Annotated in this window: 18 protein-coding genes and 1 pseudogene; all 19 read right to left on the minus strand. The window is 64.6% G+C overall.

Annotation, left to right across the window (positions count from 1 at the left end; genetic code table 11):
* Window positions 1-5 precede the first annotated feature (5 nt).
* The 19 genes and pseudogenes from trbJ to HB779_RS25405 all read right to left on the minus strand — a co-directional run bounded on the left by trbJ (window position 6) and on the right by HB779_RS25405 (window position 15,910).
* A complete protein-coding gene (gene trbJ, locus HB779_RS09330; RefSeq protein WP_188345433.1) occupies window positions 6-770 on the minus strand; it encodes a P-type conjugative transfer protein TrbJ in 765 nt (254 codons plus the stop codon).
* Window positions 767-3,235, minus strand: a complete 2,469-nt coding sequence (trbE, locus tag HB779_RS09335; RefSeq protein ID WP_188345434.1) for a conjugal transfer protein TrbE — start codon at window positions 3,233-3,235, stop codon at window positions 767-769. The genes trbJ and trbE overlap by 4 nt, the downstream gene beginning before the upstream one ends.
* 12 nt (window positions 3,236-3,247) lie before the next feature.
* Window positions 3,248-3,529: a VirB3 family type IV secretion system protein gene (locus HB779_RS09340; protein ID WP_188345435.1), complete on the minus strand. Its 282-nt coding sequence runs from the start codon at window positions 3,527-3,529 to the stop codon at window positions 3,248-3,250.
* The gene (locus HB779_RS09345; protein WP_188345436.1) at window positions 3,529-3,861 is read right to left on the minus strand and encodes a TrbC/VirB2 family protein; all 333 of its coding nucleotides are present in this window, start codon (window positions 3,859-3,861) and stop codon (window positions 3,529-3,531) included. The genes HB779_RS09340 and HB779_RS09345 overlap by 1 nt, the downstream gene beginning before the upstream one ends.
* Window positions 3,858-4,841 (minus strand): annotated as a pseudogene (gene trbB / locus HB779_RS09350) (P-type conjugative transfer ATPase TrbB). The gene HB779_RS09345 and the pseudogene trbB overlap by 4 nt, the downstream one beginning before the upstream one ends.
* Before the next feature lie 481 nt (window positions 4,842-5,322).
* Window positions 5,323-6,081, minus strand: coding sequence for a hypothetical protein (locus tag HB779_RS09355; RefSeq protein ID WP_188345437.1), 759 nt, complete (start codon window positions 6,079-6,081; stop codon window positions 5,323-5,325).
* 31 nt (window positions 6,082-6,112) lie between these two features.
* Window positions 6,113-6,367, minus strand: coding sequence for a hypothetical protein (locus HB779_RS09360; RefSeq protein WP_188345438.1), 255 nt, complete (start codon window positions 6,365-6,367; stop codon window positions 6,113-6,115).
* A gap of 83 nt (window positions 6,368-6,450) precedes the next feature.
* Window positions 6,451-6,888, minus strand: coding sequence for a ribbon-helix-helix protein, CopG family (locus HB779_RS09365; protein WP_188345439.1), 438 nt, complete (start codon window positions 6,886-6,888; stop codon window positions 6,451-6,453).
* Between the two features lie 9 nt (window positions 6,889-6,897).
* Window positions 6,898-8,889 carry a conjugal transfer protein TraG gene (locus tag HB779_RS09370; RefSeq protein ID WP_188345440.1) on the minus strand — a complete coding sequence of 664 codons (1,992 nt, stop codon included), beginning with the start codon at window positions 8,887-8,889 and terminating at the stop codon, window positions 6,898-6,900.
* Window positions 8,890-8,917: 28 nt separating this feature from the next.
* Entirely contained in the window at window positions 8,918-10,675 is a 1,758-nt protein-coding gene (locus HB779_RS09375) for a DUF3363 domain-containing protein (RefSeq protein WP_188345441.1), read from the minus strand.
* 247 nt (window positions 10,676-10,922) lie between these two features.
* The gene (locus tag HB779_RS09380; protein WP_188345442.1) at window positions 10,923-11,699 is read right to left on the minus strand and encodes a lytic transglycosylase domain-containing protein; all 777 of its coding nucleotides are present in this window, start codon (window positions 11,697-11,699) and stop codon (window positions 10,923-10,925) included.
* A 4-nt stretch (window positions 11,700-11,703) separates the two neighbouring features.
* On the minus strand, window positions 11,704-12,039 hold the full coding sequence (locus tag HB779_RS09385) for a DUF736 domain-containing protein (protein ID WP_188345443.1): 336 nt from the start codon (window positions 12,037-12,039) through the stop codon (window positions 11,704-11,706).
* A gap of 46 nt (window positions 12,040-12,085) precedes the next feature.
* Window positions 12,086-12,631: a S26 family signal peptidase gene (locus HB779_RS09390; RefSeq protein WP_188345444.1), complete on the minus strand. Its 546-nt coding sequence runs from the start codon at window positions 12,629-12,631 to the stop codon at window positions 12,086-12,088.
* Entirely contained in the window at window positions 12,628-13,146 is a 519-nt protein-coding gene (locus HB779_RS09395; RefSeq protein ID WP_188345445.1) for a DUF2840 domain-containing protein, read from the minus strand. The genes HB779_RS09390 and HB779_RS09395 overlap by 4 nt, the downstream gene beginning before the upstream one ends.
* On the minus strand, window positions 13,143-13,397 hold the full coding sequence (locus tag HB779_RS09400) for a hypothetical protein (RefSeq protein ID WP_188345446.1): 255 nt from the start codon (window positions 13,395-13,397) through the stop codon (window positions 13,143-13,145). The genes HB779_RS09395 and HB779_RS09400 overlap by 4 nt, the downstream gene beginning before the upstream one ends.
* On the minus strand, window positions 13,394-14,032 hold the full coding sequence (parA, locus tag HB779_RS09405) for a ParA family partition ATPase (protein ID WP_188345447.1): 639 nt from the start codon (window positions 14,030-14,032) through the stop codon (window positions 13,394-13,396). The genes HB779_RS09400 and parA overlap by 4 nt, the downstream gene beginning before the upstream one ends.
* Window positions 14,029-15,153: a replication initiator protein A gene (locus HB779_RS09410; protein ID WP_188345448.1), complete on the minus strand. Its 1,125-nt coding sequence runs from the start codon at window positions 15,151-15,153 to the stop codon at window positions 14,029-14,031. Before HB779_RS09410 ends, parA begins: the two co-directional genes overlap by 4 nt.
* A 20-nt stretch (window positions 15,154-15,173) precedes the next feature.
* Complete coding sequence (locus tag HB779_RS09415) at window positions 15,174-15,455, minus strand: AlpA family transcriptional regulator (protein WP_188345449.1); 282 nt, start codon at window positions 15,453-15,455, stop codon at window positions 15,174-15,176.
* A 140-nt stretch (window positions 15,456-15,595) separates the two neighbouring features.
* Window positions 15,596-15,910 carry a DUF2285 domain-containing protein gene (locus tag HB779_RS25405; protein WP_371823918.1) on the minus strand — a complete coding sequence of 105 codons (315 nt, stop codon included), beginning with the start codon at window positions 15,908-15,910 and terminating at the stop codon, window positions 15,596-15,598.
* Between the last annotated feature and the right edge of the window lie 134 nt (window positions 15,911-16,044).

A 16,044-nucleotide genomic window follows, 5' to 3' on the forward strand; every position in this document is an offset into this window, starting at 1 on the left:
CACCCTCAGTTGCCGCTCTGGAACATCCGGGCATTGCCGGGCTGATAGCCGGAGCCGGGGGTAAGGAAGCGACGGCGCTGCTCGCGTCCCTGTTCGGCCGCCGTGGCTTGCTCGGCGGACTGGAGCGCCTGCGCCCGGCCATTGGCGGCGACGACGGCCGTGAGGTCGGCGAGTTGCTGCGCCTGCAGCGCGAGGAGCTGGTTGCCGGCCTGCGTGGCCTGAAGGGCTCCGGTCGCGCCCTGGCTTTGACCGACCAGCGCCGACATCTGCGTCCGGTTGGTGTCGATGTTGCCGACGACGCCAGCTTGGACGCGCATGGAGTCCTGTAGGCCGCCGACCGTGTTCTGCCAGCGCGAACGCGCGTCAGCGACAAGCTGTTGGTCGGATGCCGATAGCGAGATGTTGCCGTATTTGGTCTGGAATGCCTTGTCGATATCCTGGACGCTGTAGGCGATGTTCTGCGCTTGGGTGAGGAGCTGCTGCGTTCGCTGGACGGATTGCTGAAGCTGCTGGAGCGATGAGAAGGGCAGACTTGCGAGATTGCGGGCTTGGTTGATCAGCATCGTCGCTTGATTTTGCAACGAGGTGATCTGGTTGTTGATCTGCTCAAGCGCGCGGGCCGCCTGAAGGACATTTTGCGCGTAATTGGTGGGGTCGAAGACGATGATGGCGTGCGCCGGCATGGTCAGCAGCGGCGCCAGCGCCAACGGCGCCGCCAGCATGGAGAAGACGAGCCGAGCGGCGCGCGTGCGGGAGCGATAACGGGTCATGACGATACCTCCTGGCTGGTGGGGATGGCGGTCTGGGGAATGACGTTGGTGAGATCGGCGATCAGATCCGACGCCCAGCCGAGCGAGCATTCGGCGAGCCACTCGTGCAGGAAGCCGTCACGGCCGGACCGGGCGAACACCTCGGCGATCAGAGCCTGGTGCTGCTTCGAGGATGCGGCGCAGAGCGCCAGCGCGACGTCGGACAGGCCCAGCTCGAACAGTCGGTTGCCGCGCCGTGACTGGCAGTAATAGTCGCGCTTCGGCGTGGCCCGAGCGAGAATCTCGATCTGGCGATCGTTGAGGCCGAAGCGGCGATAGATCGCGGTGATCTGCGGCTCGATCGCACGCTCGTTCGGCAGCAGCAGGCGGGTCAGGCAGCTCTCGATGATTGCTGGCGCGATCGCGGAATTGTCGATGTCCGACAGCGACTGCGTGGCGAAGATGACGCTGGCGTTCTTCTTGCGCAGCGTTTTCAGCCACTCGCGGAGCTGGCCGGCGAAGCCTTCGTCGTCGAGGGCGAGCCAGCCTTCATCGACAATTAGCAATGTGGGGCGGCCGTCGAGCCGATCCTCGATGCGATGGAAGAGATAGGCGAGAACGGCAGGTGCGGCGCCGGTGCCGATCAGGCCCTCGGTCTCAAAGGCCTGCATTGAGGCTTCACCCAGATACTCGGCCTCGGCATCAAGGAGCCGACCGTAGGGGCCGCCGACGCAATAGGGCCGCAGCGCCTGTTTCAGGTCGTTCGATTGCAGGAGGACGGCGAGGCCGGTGATGGTGCGCTCGTTGATCGGGGCGGAGGCCAATGAGGTCAGCGCCGACCACAGATGTTCTTTCACATCAGGCGTGATCGGCACGCCCTCGCGCATCAGGATCGCGATAATCCAGTCGGATGCCCAGGCGCGTTCCGGCACCTCGTCGATGCCGGCCAGCGGCTGAAGCGAGACTGAGGTGTCCGATCCCTCGGTCAGCCCGCCGCCGAGATCGTGCCAGTCGCCGCGCATGGCGAGCGCCGCCGCGCGGATCGAGCCGCCGAAGTCGAAGGCGAAAACTTGGGCGCCAACATAGCGGCGGAACTGTAACGCCATGAGCGCCAGCAGCACCGACTTGCCGGCGCCGGTGGGGCCGACGACAAGCGTGTGACCGACATCGCCGACGTGAAGGGAAAACCGGAACGGGGTGCTTCCCTCGGTCTTGCCGTAGAGCAAGGGGGGCGACCCGAAGTGCTCATCCCGTTCCGGCCCCGCCCACACCGCCGACAGCGGGATCATGTGGGCGAGATTGAGCGTGGAGATCGGCGGTTGCCGGACATTGGCGTAGACGTGGCCGGGCAGCGAGCCGAGCCAGGCATCGACGGCATTGATCGTCTCGGGCATTGCCGTGAAGTCGCGACCCTGGACGATCTTCTCGACCAGCCGCAGCTTCTCGGCGGCGATGCGCGGATCCTCGTCCCAGACCGTGACGGTCGCCGTCACATAGGCCTGGCCGGCATAATCGGCGCCGAGTTCCTGAAGCGCTAGATCGGCGTCGGCTGCCTTGTTGGCGGCATCGGTGTCGACGAGAGCGGACGTCTCGTTGGTCATCACCTCCTTCAGGATGGCGGCGATCGATTTGCGCTTGGCGAACCATTGCCGCCGGATCTTCGTCAGCAGCTTGGTCGCATCGGTCTTGTCGAGCAGGATCGCCCGGGTCGACCAGCGATAGGAAAAGGCCAGCCGATTGAGATCGTCGAGCAATCCAGGCGTGGTTGCCGTCGGAAAGCCGACGATGGTGAGGATGCGCAGATGCGCCGTTCCCAATCTAGGCTCCAGCCCGCCGGTGAGCGTCTGGTCGGCGATCAGCGCATCGAGATACATCGGCGTCTCGGGAACGCGCACGCGGTGGCGTTTGGTCGAGACGCAGGAATGGAGGTAGGTCAGCGTCTCGCCGTCGTCGAGCCAGAGGCATTCGGGCATGAAACCTTCGACGAGCTGCAGCACGCGATCGGTGCGGTCGATGAAGCCGCGCAGGATCTCATGGGCATCGACGCCCGATTGTTCGCGGCCTTCGTAGAGCCAGGCTTCGGTGCGCGCGGCATCCTCGGCTGGCGGCAGATAGAGGAAGGTCAGGAAGTAGCCCGACTCGAAATGCGTGCCCGCCTCCTCGAAGTCGGCTTTGCGCTCGGCATCCAACAGACCCGACGCTGAATCCGGGAACATGCTGGCGGGATAGGTCCCGGCCGCATGGCGCTGCGCTTCGACGAAGATCGACCAGCCGGAGCCGAGACGCCGGAAGGCGTTGTTGAGCCGGCCGGCGACGGCGACCAGTTCGGCCGGCACGGCGCTATCCATATCGGGGCCGCGGAAACGGGCCGTGCGCTGGAACGATCCGTCCTTGTTGAGAACGACGCCTTCGCCGACCAGGGCGACCCAGGGCAGGAAGTCGGCAAGCCTTGTGTTACGATTGCGATATTCAGCAAGGTTTAACATCGATGCGTCTCCTCAGACCGCCAGGTGGCCGGGGATGCGCAGATGGCGGCGCACCACATCGACGAATTGTGGATCGCGCTTGGCTGCCCAGACGGCGGCGAAGTGGCCGATGGCCCAAAGGCCGAGGCCGACCAGCCAGAGACGCAGCCCGAGACCGAGCGCCGCCGCCAGCGTGCCGTTGAGGATGGCGATCGCGCGCGGGGCGCCGCCGAGCAGGATGTGCTCGGTCAGCGCCCGGTGGACCGGAACGGAGAAGCCCGGCACCTCGCCGGCATGTTCGGTCGGAACGGCCATCAGACGAGCGCCCCACCGCCGAACGAGAAGAACGACAGGAAGAACGAGCTGGCGGCGAACGCGATCGACAGGCCGAAGACGATCTGGATCAGTCGGCGGAATCCGCCTGACGTATCACCGAAGGCCAGCGTCAGACCGGTGACGATGATGATGATCACCGCCATGATCTTGGCGACCGGGCCTTCGATCGACTGGAGGATCTGCTGGAGCGGCTGTTCCCACGGCATGGACGAGCCCGACGCATAGGCGGCGGGCGTCAGGGCGATCGACAGGAAGGTGACGGCCGCCGCAGTTGCGATGTGACGGCGTATGCGGTGCGAATAACGGATCATGGAGGATCTCCCGAGGGTTCGGATGCTGCGAGGGTTACGCGATAGTCGCCGGTCGGGCCGAGCCCATCGACACGGGCGAGTTCGGTCAGGCGTCGCTGGGTGCCGCGGCCGGAAAGGACGGCGACGAGATCGATGGTCTCGGCGATCAGCGCGCGCGGGACGGTAACGACGGCTTCCTGGATGAGTTGCTCGAGGCGGCGCACCGCGCCGATCGCGGTGCCGGCGTGGATGGTGCCGATACCGCCAGGATGGCCGGTGCCCCAGGCTTTCAAAAGGTCGAGGGCTTCAGCGCCGCGGACCTCGCCGATCGGAATACGGTCTGGTCGGAGCCGCAGGCTGGAGCGCACCAGATCGGAGAGCGAGACGACGCCGTCTTTGGTGCGCAGCGCAACGAGATTGGGTGCTGCGCATTGCAGCTCGCGCGTGTCCTCGATCAGGACGACGCGATCGTCCGTCTTGGCGACTTCGGCCAGGAGCGCGTTGGTGAGTGTCGTCTTGCCGGTCGAGGTGCCGCCGGCGACGAGGATGTTTTTCCGGGACGCCACGGCGTCTCGTAGCGCCTCGGATTGCGCCTTCGTCATGATGCCGGCGGCGACGTAATCATCGAGAGTAAAGACGGCGACTGCGGGCTTGCGAATTGCGAATGCAGGCGATGAGACGACAGGAGGCAGCAGGCCTTCGAACCGCTCCCCCGTCTCAGGCAGTTCGGCCTAAACGCGCGGGCTACCAGCATGGACCTCGGCGCCGACATGGTGCGCGACCAGGCGCACGATCCGTTCGCCGTCAGCGGGCGAAAGCCGCTCACCAGTATCGGAAAGCCCCTCGGAAAGTCGGTCGATCCAGAGCCGTCCGTCGGGGTTGAGCATCACCTCAACGATCGCGGGATCTTCCAGAAACCGGGCGATGGCGGGGCCAAGGGCGGCGCGCAACATACGCGCACCCCGCACGATCGCTTCGGATTTCTGGTGAGTTGTCGCCACGTCGTCCCCGTTCTATCGCGGGCGCGCACAACACGCGGCCCTGGATCGGGGTGATTAAAAGAGCCAGAAATCAGGCCGGTTCAACAAGATTAGATCGTCGTAGTAGCCTAGCGTGCAAATACAGGAGAACGGCGGCATTGGTTCCGCCTTGACCGACGACTGGCGGACTCTATCGGCACTCCGCCATTGACAAGATTCTTATGCGTGCAACTCGACAACAACGACCAAGGTCGGTCAGGCTGGAAATCCGTCGCAGCCCAAGGCGGAAACAAGGGACCCGAAAGTAGCCGTTCCAGAGGAACGACACCAACGCGTAGTTCCAGAAGGCGGACATCGACAATATGGTGGTTTAACGAACAACAGTGCGGTCCAGCGGGCTAACATTCACCAGAATTGCTCGGGCAAATTCTTGCGACCCTCAAGATAGAATTGTCGTTCAAGCAATCGCAGATCAGGCGCGCTCGGCAGAAACTCGACTATGTCAGCCGGCGAGAAATCTAGCGTGTGGGGGGGCGGTGATACCGCCTTGGCGCTTCACGATCTCGATCAGTTCGTCGTCGCGATTGGCCCAATCTTGCTGGCACTGGATCAGCGCTGTGTGGGGATCGCGTTGCGGATTGCTGCCCATTTTCGCCTGCCAGGCCGCTGCGACGATATCCTGTTTCAGGACAGCTAGTCCCGCAGCCAGATTTTTTGCGTCGGAACCTGGCCCGGTGTTCGAGTGGACAGCATAATAGAAGAAACTTGGATGGTTTGAGGCCATCACCGCGCAGCTCGCGCTATTGGCAAGCTTGATTATACCAACATCCCCGACATTAATGGCGAGGTTCCAGAGACGCAGGATCCACGTCCTGATCGGCATGCCAAGCGCCATGAGGGGACGCTGGGCTCCTGAAACTTGAGACGCGGCAAGCAGCTCCAGTAGAGAAAGGCTGTAAGAGTCGAACGGCCCGTTATAGATACCGGACTTGTCGAGCACGGCACCGTCACTTGCTTTAGCGGCGACCGGGACGATGTCGCAGATGCAGCTATATCGTGCTTTCTCCGCCTCGCTGACCCCATTGGCGATGAGTAATTCCCACCAGCGGCTTGTGGTCTTGGATTTCAGATAGTCTTGATTGTTGATAAGTGTCAGCGGCGGGAAATCCATTATCTCAACCGCAAGCGCGAAGGCGATGGGGACCCCGAGCGGAAGCAGGAATTTCCAGGTCGTAGCCCAATGCCCGGTCGCCTTGAACACTTCTGCATCCTGGGAACCGATCAAACCAACGTCAAAAAAAGCCTGATAATGTGATCGAGATCTGCTCGGCGACGGAGGCGTCTGCGAGGGTAATCTGAACCAGATAGCCAGCGTCATCGCCGCCAGGCGCGATGGTGAAGTTGGCCAATCCCTCACGCGAAAGGCTATCACTGAAATAGTGGTGGATTGTCTCCTCGAGAGTATCATTCTCATGCCCCTCATTGGGGTATGCGAACAACCGTTCGGCGATGGCCTTATTCCGTAGATTGATGGCGATAGTCGGCATACGCCCCTCCCAATTTGCTGGATAATAACAGGTTGCGATACTATCCCCATTTGGCGTGGGCATGCTACGGCGAGCACTAATAGTTAGATTTTCCCTGTTGCTTCCTTAGCGTGAAGCTCTGCAACGATATCATCGGGGATTTCCCTGAGAAAACTTTGCCCCTTCTGAAGCCTTTTGCCGAGCGTCTCGACAAAGCCTTCGAAGCGCTCCCGACCTTTGATTTGGGCTGCGGCCTGCGCGTCACCCGGCAACGGCGGCGTGATCGTCAGCCAGAAGCGGACGAATAGCGCGAGCGTCTCGGCTGTAACGCCGAGATCGCGCTCGATCCGCTGGGCCTGGCGCGAGAGCCGATCCATCCGGCGGGTGAAGGCGGCCTCGCGTCGATCGGCGGCGTCGGGAGACAGGAACGACGCCACGGCCGCCTCGACGATGGCCGATCGCGGTATCTTCTTGCGCTCCGACAGCTCGTTGATGCGGGAGATCATCTCGACGGGCAAGGTCAGGTTCAAGCGGTCTCGCATCATCGCCTCCTACAGGTCCATGCCGTCATTGGGATCGAGCGTGACCTGACGGGCCACGCCGCTCATCTGGCGGCGTAGCGCCTGTCGCTGGCGGGCGACATCTTCGGTCTCCTCGTCGAGCAGAACCGCGAACTCCTCCGCCGGCTGCTGGTCGGTCGTCTCCTTGACGATGGCCACATGATCGGGAAGCTCGGGTTCGCGGCGCAGGCCGCTATTGGCCGGATCGCCTTCCGCCTTCTCCATTTCGGCGAGCAGCAGCGCGTCGGGTTTCTGTGGGGAGCGCGCCGACCAGCCGTCCGCGCGGGACGTACGTCCGGACGTCTGCGGATCGGGTGGCGACAGCACCCGCTCCTTGAAGCGGGAGTCCTCATAATAGCGCGCCTTTTGCGCGCGGATCGGCGCGGTGCCGGCGATCATGACGATTTCTTCGGTCGGCGGAAGCTGCATCACCTCGCCTGGGGTCATCAGCGGGCGAGCGGTTTCGGAGCGCGAAACCATGAGGTGGCCGAGCCAAGGCGAAAGCCGGTGCCCGGCATAGTTCTTCATCGCCTTCATTTCGGTCGCGGTGCCGAGTGCATCGGAGACGCGTTTCGCTGTCCGCTCGTCGTTGGTCGCGAAGCTGACACGGACATGGCAGTTGTCGAGGATCGAGTTGTTCGCCCCGTACGCCTTCTCGATCTGGTTCAGCGACTGCGCGATCAGGAAGCTCTTGATGCCATAGCCGGCCATGAAGGCGAGCGCGGACTCGAAAAAGTCGAGACGGCCGAGCGCCGGGAACTCGTCCAGCATCATCAGCACGCGATGCTTTCGCTCCTTGGCGTGCAGGTCCTCGGTCAGACGGCGGCCGATCTGGTTGAGCACGAGGCGGATGAGCGGCTTGGTCCGTGAGATGTCGGATGGCGGCACCACGAGGTAGAGCGTCGCCGGACGCGGATCGGTGATCAGGTCGGCGATCCGCCAGTCGCAGCGCCGCGTCACCTGGGCGACGACGGGATCGCGATAGAGGCCGAGAAACGACATGGCGGTCGAGAGCACACCGGAGCGTTCGTTGTCGGATTTGTTCAAGAGTTCGCGCGCCGTGGAGGCGACGACGGGATGCGGCCCGTTCGGCCCAAGATGCGGCGTCGTCATCATCGCCTTCAGCGTCGCCTCAATGGGCCGCTTCGGATCGGACAGGAAGCCAGCGACGCCGGCAAGTGTCTTGTCCGCTTCCGCGTAGAGGACATGCAGGATCGCGCCGACCAGCAGCGAGTGGCTGGTCTTCTCCCAGTGATTGCGCTTGTCGAGCGAGCCTTCCGGGTCGACCAGCACGTCGGCGACATTCTGGACGTCGCGGACCTCCCAGTCGCCGCGGCGGACCTCGAGCAACGGATTGTACGCGGCGGACTTCGGGTTGGTCGGATCGAACAGCAACACGCGGCCATGCTTCGCCCGGAAACCGGCGGTGAGCTGCCAGTTCTCGCCCTTGATGTCATGGACGATGGCCGAACCCGGCCAGGTCAGCAGCGACGGCACGACCAGGCCAACGCCTTTGCCGGAGCGTGTCGGCGCGAAGCACAGGACGTGCTCGGGACCGTCATGGCGCAGATAGTCGCGCTCCAGCTTACCGAGCACGACACCATCCGGGCCAAGGAGACCCGCCGCTTTCACCTCTCCCTTCTCGGCCCAACGCGCCGAGCCGTAGGTCTCGACATTCTTGGCTTCCCGCGCCCGCCAGACCGACATCCCGATCGCGACCGCGATCGAGATGAAGCCGCCCGACGCGGCGATGAAGGCGCCGTGTGTGAATATCTCCGGCGCATAGGCGTCATAGGAGAACCACCAGGCGAAGAAGGCCGGCGGGAAATACACCGGCATGCCGGCGAAGCTGAACCAGGGCGCTCCGAGCTGGGCCTGAAATCCGAGCTGCCAGGCGACATACTGCGTGGCGCCCCAAGTCGTGATCAGGACGATCAGGAACACAATGATGATCTGGCCCCAGAGGATTTTGGTCGCGGACATAGGCGTCCTCCTTGTCTCTTGTTCGTGGCTAGAGGCCGAGGTCGCGCTTGCGCCCCAGGCTCCACTCGATGCCGCCGCCATCGCGGGCGACGCCGGCGATGTGCTGGTCGAGCTTGCGTTCGATCTCGCGCGACCAGGGCACGAGTTGAAAGCCAAGCCCGTTGTCGATCATGGCGAAGCGGCCCGAGGAGAGCGTCAGCCGCCGGCGATAGGTGCCCGAGACATGCTCGCCGGCCGCAGCCTTCACATGAGGCAGGCCAGTCTCGGTCGACAGCTTCTCGCCCACGGCGTCCAACTCGCGGCGGCGCAGCGTGCTGAGGAGATCGCGCTGGAGCATGATGCGCTGGCCCTGGCGGCGACCGAGCCCTTCGTCAGCGAGATGTTCGGCACGGGCCTGCATTGCGTCGCGCGCCTCGCGGCCGAATCCACCCATGGAGAGCGGCATCTGCTCACGCTCCACCAGACGGTGGTCGAGCCACGTGGCGCCCGGCGCGGTGATCTGGCTGCGCAGATCGAGATCAGACCGGATGGCGAGCACCAGCGTTGGCCGCTGGTCCTCCGCCCCTCCAAAGCGCCGGACCTCGACAATGCCACCGGCAGGTGGCGTATGCTCAAAGGCTTCGATGCCGCGAAAGCGGACATGATGGGCGCGGCCGTCGATGCCGTCGATCACGGCATAGGCTTCGCCGGTCAGTTCGTCGTGGAGACCCTTGTCGACCAGCCGGCCGATGATCGGCGAGCCGGCCCCGCCGTCGATCACATAGTCGGCGACGCTACGATCCTGGCCACGCTCTGTGAAGGCGCGGTGCATGGTCTTGATGACGTCGCCGCGCATGCCGAGGTCGCGAAGATGGGGTTCGGCTTCCATGCCGACCATCCACTCCCCGGAGCCAGCCGAGGTGGCGAGCCCCATCTTCTCCAGATGTTGAAGACGGCCGATCATCAGGCGGCGGATCTCCGGGTTGGCCGCACCGCTGGGATCGGGACGTAAGTCGATGGCGCCGACATCGTCGGCATGGCCCCGGATCTCGACATCGAGACGGGTCCACCGCTCCGCGGTGACCTCCTTCTCCAGGACGTTGCGAATTTCGTGCTCAGGTTTTGGGCCAAGCTCGATCGCCACCAGATCCTCGGCGCGTGACCGAAGGCCGCGGCTGATATAGTCGCGCGAGATCACGAGATCGGCCCCTCGCTCGTCCACACCGCGCACGAGCAGATGGACGTGCGGATTGTCGGTGTTCCAGTGATCGACTGCGACCCAGTCGAGCCGTGTGCCCAGATCGGCTTCCATTTGGCTCGCGAGATCACGCGTGAAGGCCTTGAGGTCGGTCATCTCGCCGGCGTCCTCAGGCGAGACGATGAAGCGGAAATGGTGCCGGTCGTCCTTGCACCGGTCGGCAAAGGCGAGATCCTCAGTGCGATCGGAGCCGGCGTCGAACATCACGCCTTTTTCTCCGTCCCGGCTGACGCCTTCGCGCTTGAGGTAAGACAGATGCGCCGACAGCGGCGCGGAGCGGAAGGATCGGCCCTGATGGCGCACGACGCGCGCCTTGACGACGACGCGGCGGGTCGAGTTGAACAGGCGGCTGCGGCTGAAACTGCCGCGCCCCCGGCCAAAGGTCGAGCGACTATGCCCGGACGCGCGTCTGCCTGACGCCGAGGCGCCGGTATGGCCCGCCTTTTTCGCGGCCCGCAGCACCTGGTTGAGGAAGCTCTTCGCCTTCGGCGCACGCGTGGTTTTGATGCGGCCAGGCCGGACCCGAAAATCGCTGTCGCCCTTGGTCATGACGCAGCTCCGAGGAGCAGCATTTCGGGGCCGTGCATCCCGAGGCTTTGAAATTCCTCAACAAAACCGGGCTTCATGCCCGCGACCGACCGCCATGCACGCCAAAACGCAAGCCTCTTCAGAGGCTTACAGCGTTTCGGGCATGCGCTTTTATCTCGCCGTCTGTTGGTCGTGTTTCCCTGCCATCTCCATCTTCCCGCCCAACCTGACCGGAAGCCCGCGACGCCGCGCCATAGTGCGAATGCCCTCATTGCGGCTCTCCCGGACGATTGCGGGCGACGAACAGGCCGCGCGACCGCGGGACGATGGCGGAGACATCGCGCACGGTCGTTGCGGTCGGCGCATCGTCCTGAGTACCGCGGCGCTGCACAGGATCGGCAGCCGTTGTGCGCTCGGACGGCCCGATGAACAGCGGCGCGCGCATCCAGGCGTGCGGACCAGCGGCGGCAACGACGGTCGCCGGAGCGGTCAGTTCACCGCCACTGAGGCTAGGGAGGAGGGCGGCCACATAGGCACGTGTCTCCGCCGGCAAGGGACGGCCGGCGAGATAGTTCTCATATCGACCGGGTCCCGCATTGTAGGCCGCGAGAAATCCGGGCGAGCCGTACCGATCGTGTAGTTCGCGCAGATACGCCGCGCCTGCCAAGATGTTGTCACGCGGATTATAGGGATCCCTGCCGAGCGAATAACGGACGCGCAGACCGGCCCAGGTTTCGGGCATGATCTGCATCAGACCCATCGCGCCCTTCGGCGAGACGGCGCGCATGTCATTCGCACTTTCGACCCGCATCACCGCCCTGATCCACGCCGCCGGAATGCCGAAGCGCTGTACGGCCTCCGCGATGTGGACGGCATAGGGATCGATCTGACTGGGACGTTCCACGGGCGCACTCTGCGCCAGCGTGACGGCCGACGGCGCGCCGACAAGAAACAGGCCGGAAAGGAAAAGGAGGCCCGCTTGCCGGGCGGCGCGATGACGACCGGCAGCGGTGACACGGCGGCCTGATGGGGATGGCCAGCGCATCGGCTCAATCCCGATCGCCACGCTTGGGTGGGCGGTTCCAGTGTAGTCCCCAAGCCCTCTTGTCGTCGCCCGACTGGAACAGATTGGCGCGGATCGGCTGTGCGAAGACGGGATCGTCGAGCTGCAATGAGACGTAGTCGCCGGCACGTTCGCCAGTGCGTTTCCAGCCGGCGCCGACCTCCGGCCCGTCTTCATCGCGGAGGTGGATGCGGTAGTCAGGCGCGTTCTCGGCGTCTGACGGTTCGGCCGGAACGACCGTCAGTTCGATGTCGAGCGAGAAGGTCCGGATGCGGCCGGAATAGCCGGACTTCGTGCGGGTGAATTCTCCGATCTGGGGCATGGGAAGTTCCTTTGCTGTGCGGTTGAGGACGGGATGGGAGTGCGCGTCACCGCGTTGGCGCGCGCCATTCGAAGCGGCCGTTGCCGTCTTCATCGGTGTAGAGAGGCGTCGCGCGGCCGATGATCGTGTCGGTCGAGACGGGGCCGAAGTAGCGGCCGTCGAGGCTGTCGCGGACCTGCCAGTTCATCAGCAAGATGTCGCCAACTCCCAGCAGCCGGCAGCCTTGCCAACTCGGCAAGGGGCGGCCCGATCGGTCCCGCTCGAGCGCCTCGGCCATGTCCACGCCGTCGACCGAAACCATGCGGCCTATGCGACAGACGCGCTGCCCGGCAACGCCGGCGACGCGCTTCATCAGCGGCACACCGCGCGGCAGGTAACCGCGATCGGACAGGAAGGTCGCGAGCGGTTCGGGCGCATCGACGGCGACAAGGTCGGTGACCTCGGGCAGATCATCGGAATCGATGGCGTAGAGCCCGATCGGCACGCTCGCAGAGGCGTTCCAGATGAGCTTGAGCGGCAGTGGCAGGACGGCTGCCATGACGATGCCCATCGTCGCGAAATACGTCGCCATGACGTAGCCGAAGCGGCTCATGGCTCGGCCCTCCGGCGCAGCAGGAAGGCGCGATGCTGCTCGGCGCTGTAGGCGCGCGGCTCTTCGCCAGCGGTCAGGCGGTTGTGGACGTGGCGCCAGTGATCAGACGATACATCTGCCGGATCGACACCGATCGACTCGATCGCGTCGATCGCCTGCAGCACCCGCTCGACCTTGGGCCAGCCTTCGATCTTCAGCAGGATGTCGCCACCGGGCCGCACGAAGGGCAGCGTCTGAAACGGCTCGCCAGTCCCGACAGCGCGCAAGATGTCGATGCGCGAGATGATCGTGCCGAACTCGTTCGACGCCCAGCGGACGAAGGCGAAAGTGCTGTTTGGCGCAAAGCCTATGACACGGCGGCGGCGATCGAGGATCTGCTCGTGGATGTCGTAGCCGAAGCGGATCCAGTTTTCGATTGTCTTCTCGATCCAGGTCAGCTCGACCAGTGTTGTGGACGGTGGCGGGCTGGCCGGCGCAGCGCTGCTGCGCACGCGAGGGGCCGCGATGCCGGTCATGACGGGTCTCCCTCGATGGTGGGGAATTCACGCGCGAGCAGCTCGCGCAGCATCTCAGTGACGGTGATGCCGCGCTGGAAGGCGGCGATCTTGATGCGCCCGCGCAGGTCGGGCGTGATGTCGATGGTCAGTCGGGCGCTGTAACCGCCATCGGCCGATCCGCGCGCCGAGGGCGTATCGGGCGCCTTGATCCAGCTTTCGGGGTCGGCGGGACGCGCGGCGAAACTGCGCTTCGAAATTCGCTCGGTCATGACGCGATCCTTCCGACCTCGGCGCAGAGCGCAGCGATTTCACGGGCGGCGGGGCTGTCCTCATCCACTTCGGAAACGAGGCGGCCAGATTGCGCGGCGTCCGCGAAGGCAACGCGCTGGCCAACGGTGGCGGCGAGCACCGGTGGGTCGTGATCGGCAAGGGTCTCGGCCGTCGCGCGGGCGATGACGGTGCGCGCAGCACAGCGGTTCAGCACGAAGCGGGCGATGAGTTGCGGGCGATAGATGCGCGCCTCGCTGAGCAGCGATAGCATCTCGGCCGAGGCCCAGCCGTCGAACGGCGACGGCTGCACCGGGATCAGCACCAGATCGGCGGCGAGCAGCGCCGAGCGCATCAGCCCTGCGACACGCGGCGGACCGTCGATGACGATGTGATCGGCGTCGCGCGCCAGCTCCGGGGCCTCGCGATGCAGCGTGTCGCGCGACAAACCGACGACGCCGAAGAGCCTTGGATGCGCTTCGCGAGCGCGCTGCTGTGACCAGTCCAGCGCGGAGCCTTGTGGATCCGCGTCGATCAGGGTGACGCGCTTCCCCTTGGCGGCCCATTCGCCGGCGAGATGCAGGGCCAGCGTCGTCTTGCCGACGCCGCCCTTTTGATTGAGGAGCGCGACGATCATTCCGACTCTCCCGATGCTCGATCGAGAGGGAGACGCGGCGTGCTAGAAGTATCGGTGCGCGTGCCTTTCGATAGCGTCCCGGATGTCTTTTTGGGACGGTCGGCGATGTTTTCCACATCGCGCGCGTGTCTTCTAAAGTTAGATTCTGGGTTAGACTCTAAGTTAAGGGCGCGATTCCGGCTTTGTTTTTCGTGGCTTATGCCCTGTTTGGGTTCCCGATAGCACGTGCCAGCGGTTCCCGATGGCACGATAGTTCGGGTTCCCGATAGCACGAGGCTATCCACAGCTTGTCCACAGGGCACTGACGGTTCAAATGCCAGCAGCACGCGGCCGCCGATTTCGACCTCGATGAACAGCGTGTAGCCAGGCAGCGGCTGGCGGCGGATGATGTCGCGTAGTTCGAAGGCGAAGCGCTTGAACGGCGAGAGGCTGCCGGATTTCTGGTAGAGATGCCGGAAATCGAAGCGCCAACCGTTGCGCTGCTTGCCGCCGTGTTTGCGCACCAGACGGTAGAGCCAGCGGTCGAGGCCACCCGTGAGATCGAAATAGGCCCGGTCGATCGTAAGCACGAGCGCGTCATCGAGGACGGCGCGATAGAACCAGTCGGGGACAATCAGCTCGATTCCGGCCGGCTTGCCCTGGCGGTCGGTGCGCTCCTGCCATTCGTTGATCCAGGAAAAGCGATGCCGGCGACCTTCCGTCGGCTGGCGGATCGAGGTGGCGACGGTGGTCGACTGGAGCCGGTCGAGGGCGGCCTTCAGCCGCTGGTAGTCACGCAGCCCGACGCCGCGGCCGATGAAGTTCAATATCTCATAGGGCGTCGCCGCCATCAGGCGCGAGGTGCGTAAGCCGGCGTCGCGTGCCTCGACGATCTGGCTTGCCGCCCAAATCAGGATGTCGGCATCCCAGATGGTGGCCATGCCATGATCGGGTACAGCCTCGACGCGGATCGACACGTCGCCGGCGACGAAGTCGATCGGCGCGGTGCGATGGGATTTGGAGAGGGAGAAGAACGGATAGGCCATGAGATCCTGCGTATCGCGAGGCGCGAAGTCGCCGGGAAGTGCGTGGAACAGATCGAGCTGTCCGCGCTCCGAGAGTGGGCGATATCGCGTCGTCATTGAGAGGGAGCCCGAGACGATCAGCGCGCGTAGCGGCCGGTGTGTGCAGGCGGCGCGGGCTCATGGCGCTTGGCGGGAAGCAGCGTGCCGCGCGGATCGGAGGTCGAGGTGACGGCGCCGCGTTCGGTCCAGGCCTGCAGGTCATCGACGGCGTAGACGACGCGGCCGCCGAGCTTGCGATAGGACGGGCCGGTCCCGTAGGTGCGATGCTTCTCCAGCGTGCGGGCGGACAGGCCCAGGAAGTGCGCTGCTTCCTGGGTGCGTAGAAAACGCGGCGGCAATGCGCTGAGATTGGGTGTCATGATCGGGCCTCCGTGGTGTCCGTGGGGGCCGCTGGCGTTCAGCGGCTGACGAAGGCCACGATGGCGAAGGGAAACCGGCGAGTTGCAGCGGGATTTTGGGGGGTACTAAATCCCCACACCATGAGCCGCGTGCGATCCGGCTAGGATCGGCGGCGATGACGAAGCAGTTTGCGATAGCCGCCCGCGATCATCGCGCGTGCACCGCCGAGGAGGCCTGCGACGACGTGGCGGGCGGAAGCGGCTTGCCATTCGTCACGGGTGAGTTTGCCGATGCGCAGTATAACCTCGGCGATCTCCTGCTGGGTCGCTCCGGCCCGAAATCCATCGATTGCTTGCAGCATGCGCCGCGCGCGGGCCAGTTGCTGACGCGTGAGGCGCGTGTCGGGTGGAACGGCGCGCCCGTGAAGGGAGGCAAGCAGCCGAGCAACGGCTTCCATGCGATCGAATCCCTCCATGCCGAGTGGGATCACCGCTACGAGTGGCTGCGCGGCCGATCCGTCGCGGGGAAGCGCCAGGTGCAGGCGTTGCCCGTTGCTCAGGTCGTGCAGGATGTGAAGGTTGTGTTCGGTGGGGTGATCCAGCGGTCGGC

It is taken from the genome of Phyllobacterium sp. 628 (assembly GCF_014189505.1).
Classification (GTDB): Bacteria; Pseudomonadota; Alphaproteobacteria; order Rhizobiales; family Rhizobiaceae; genus Phyllobacterium.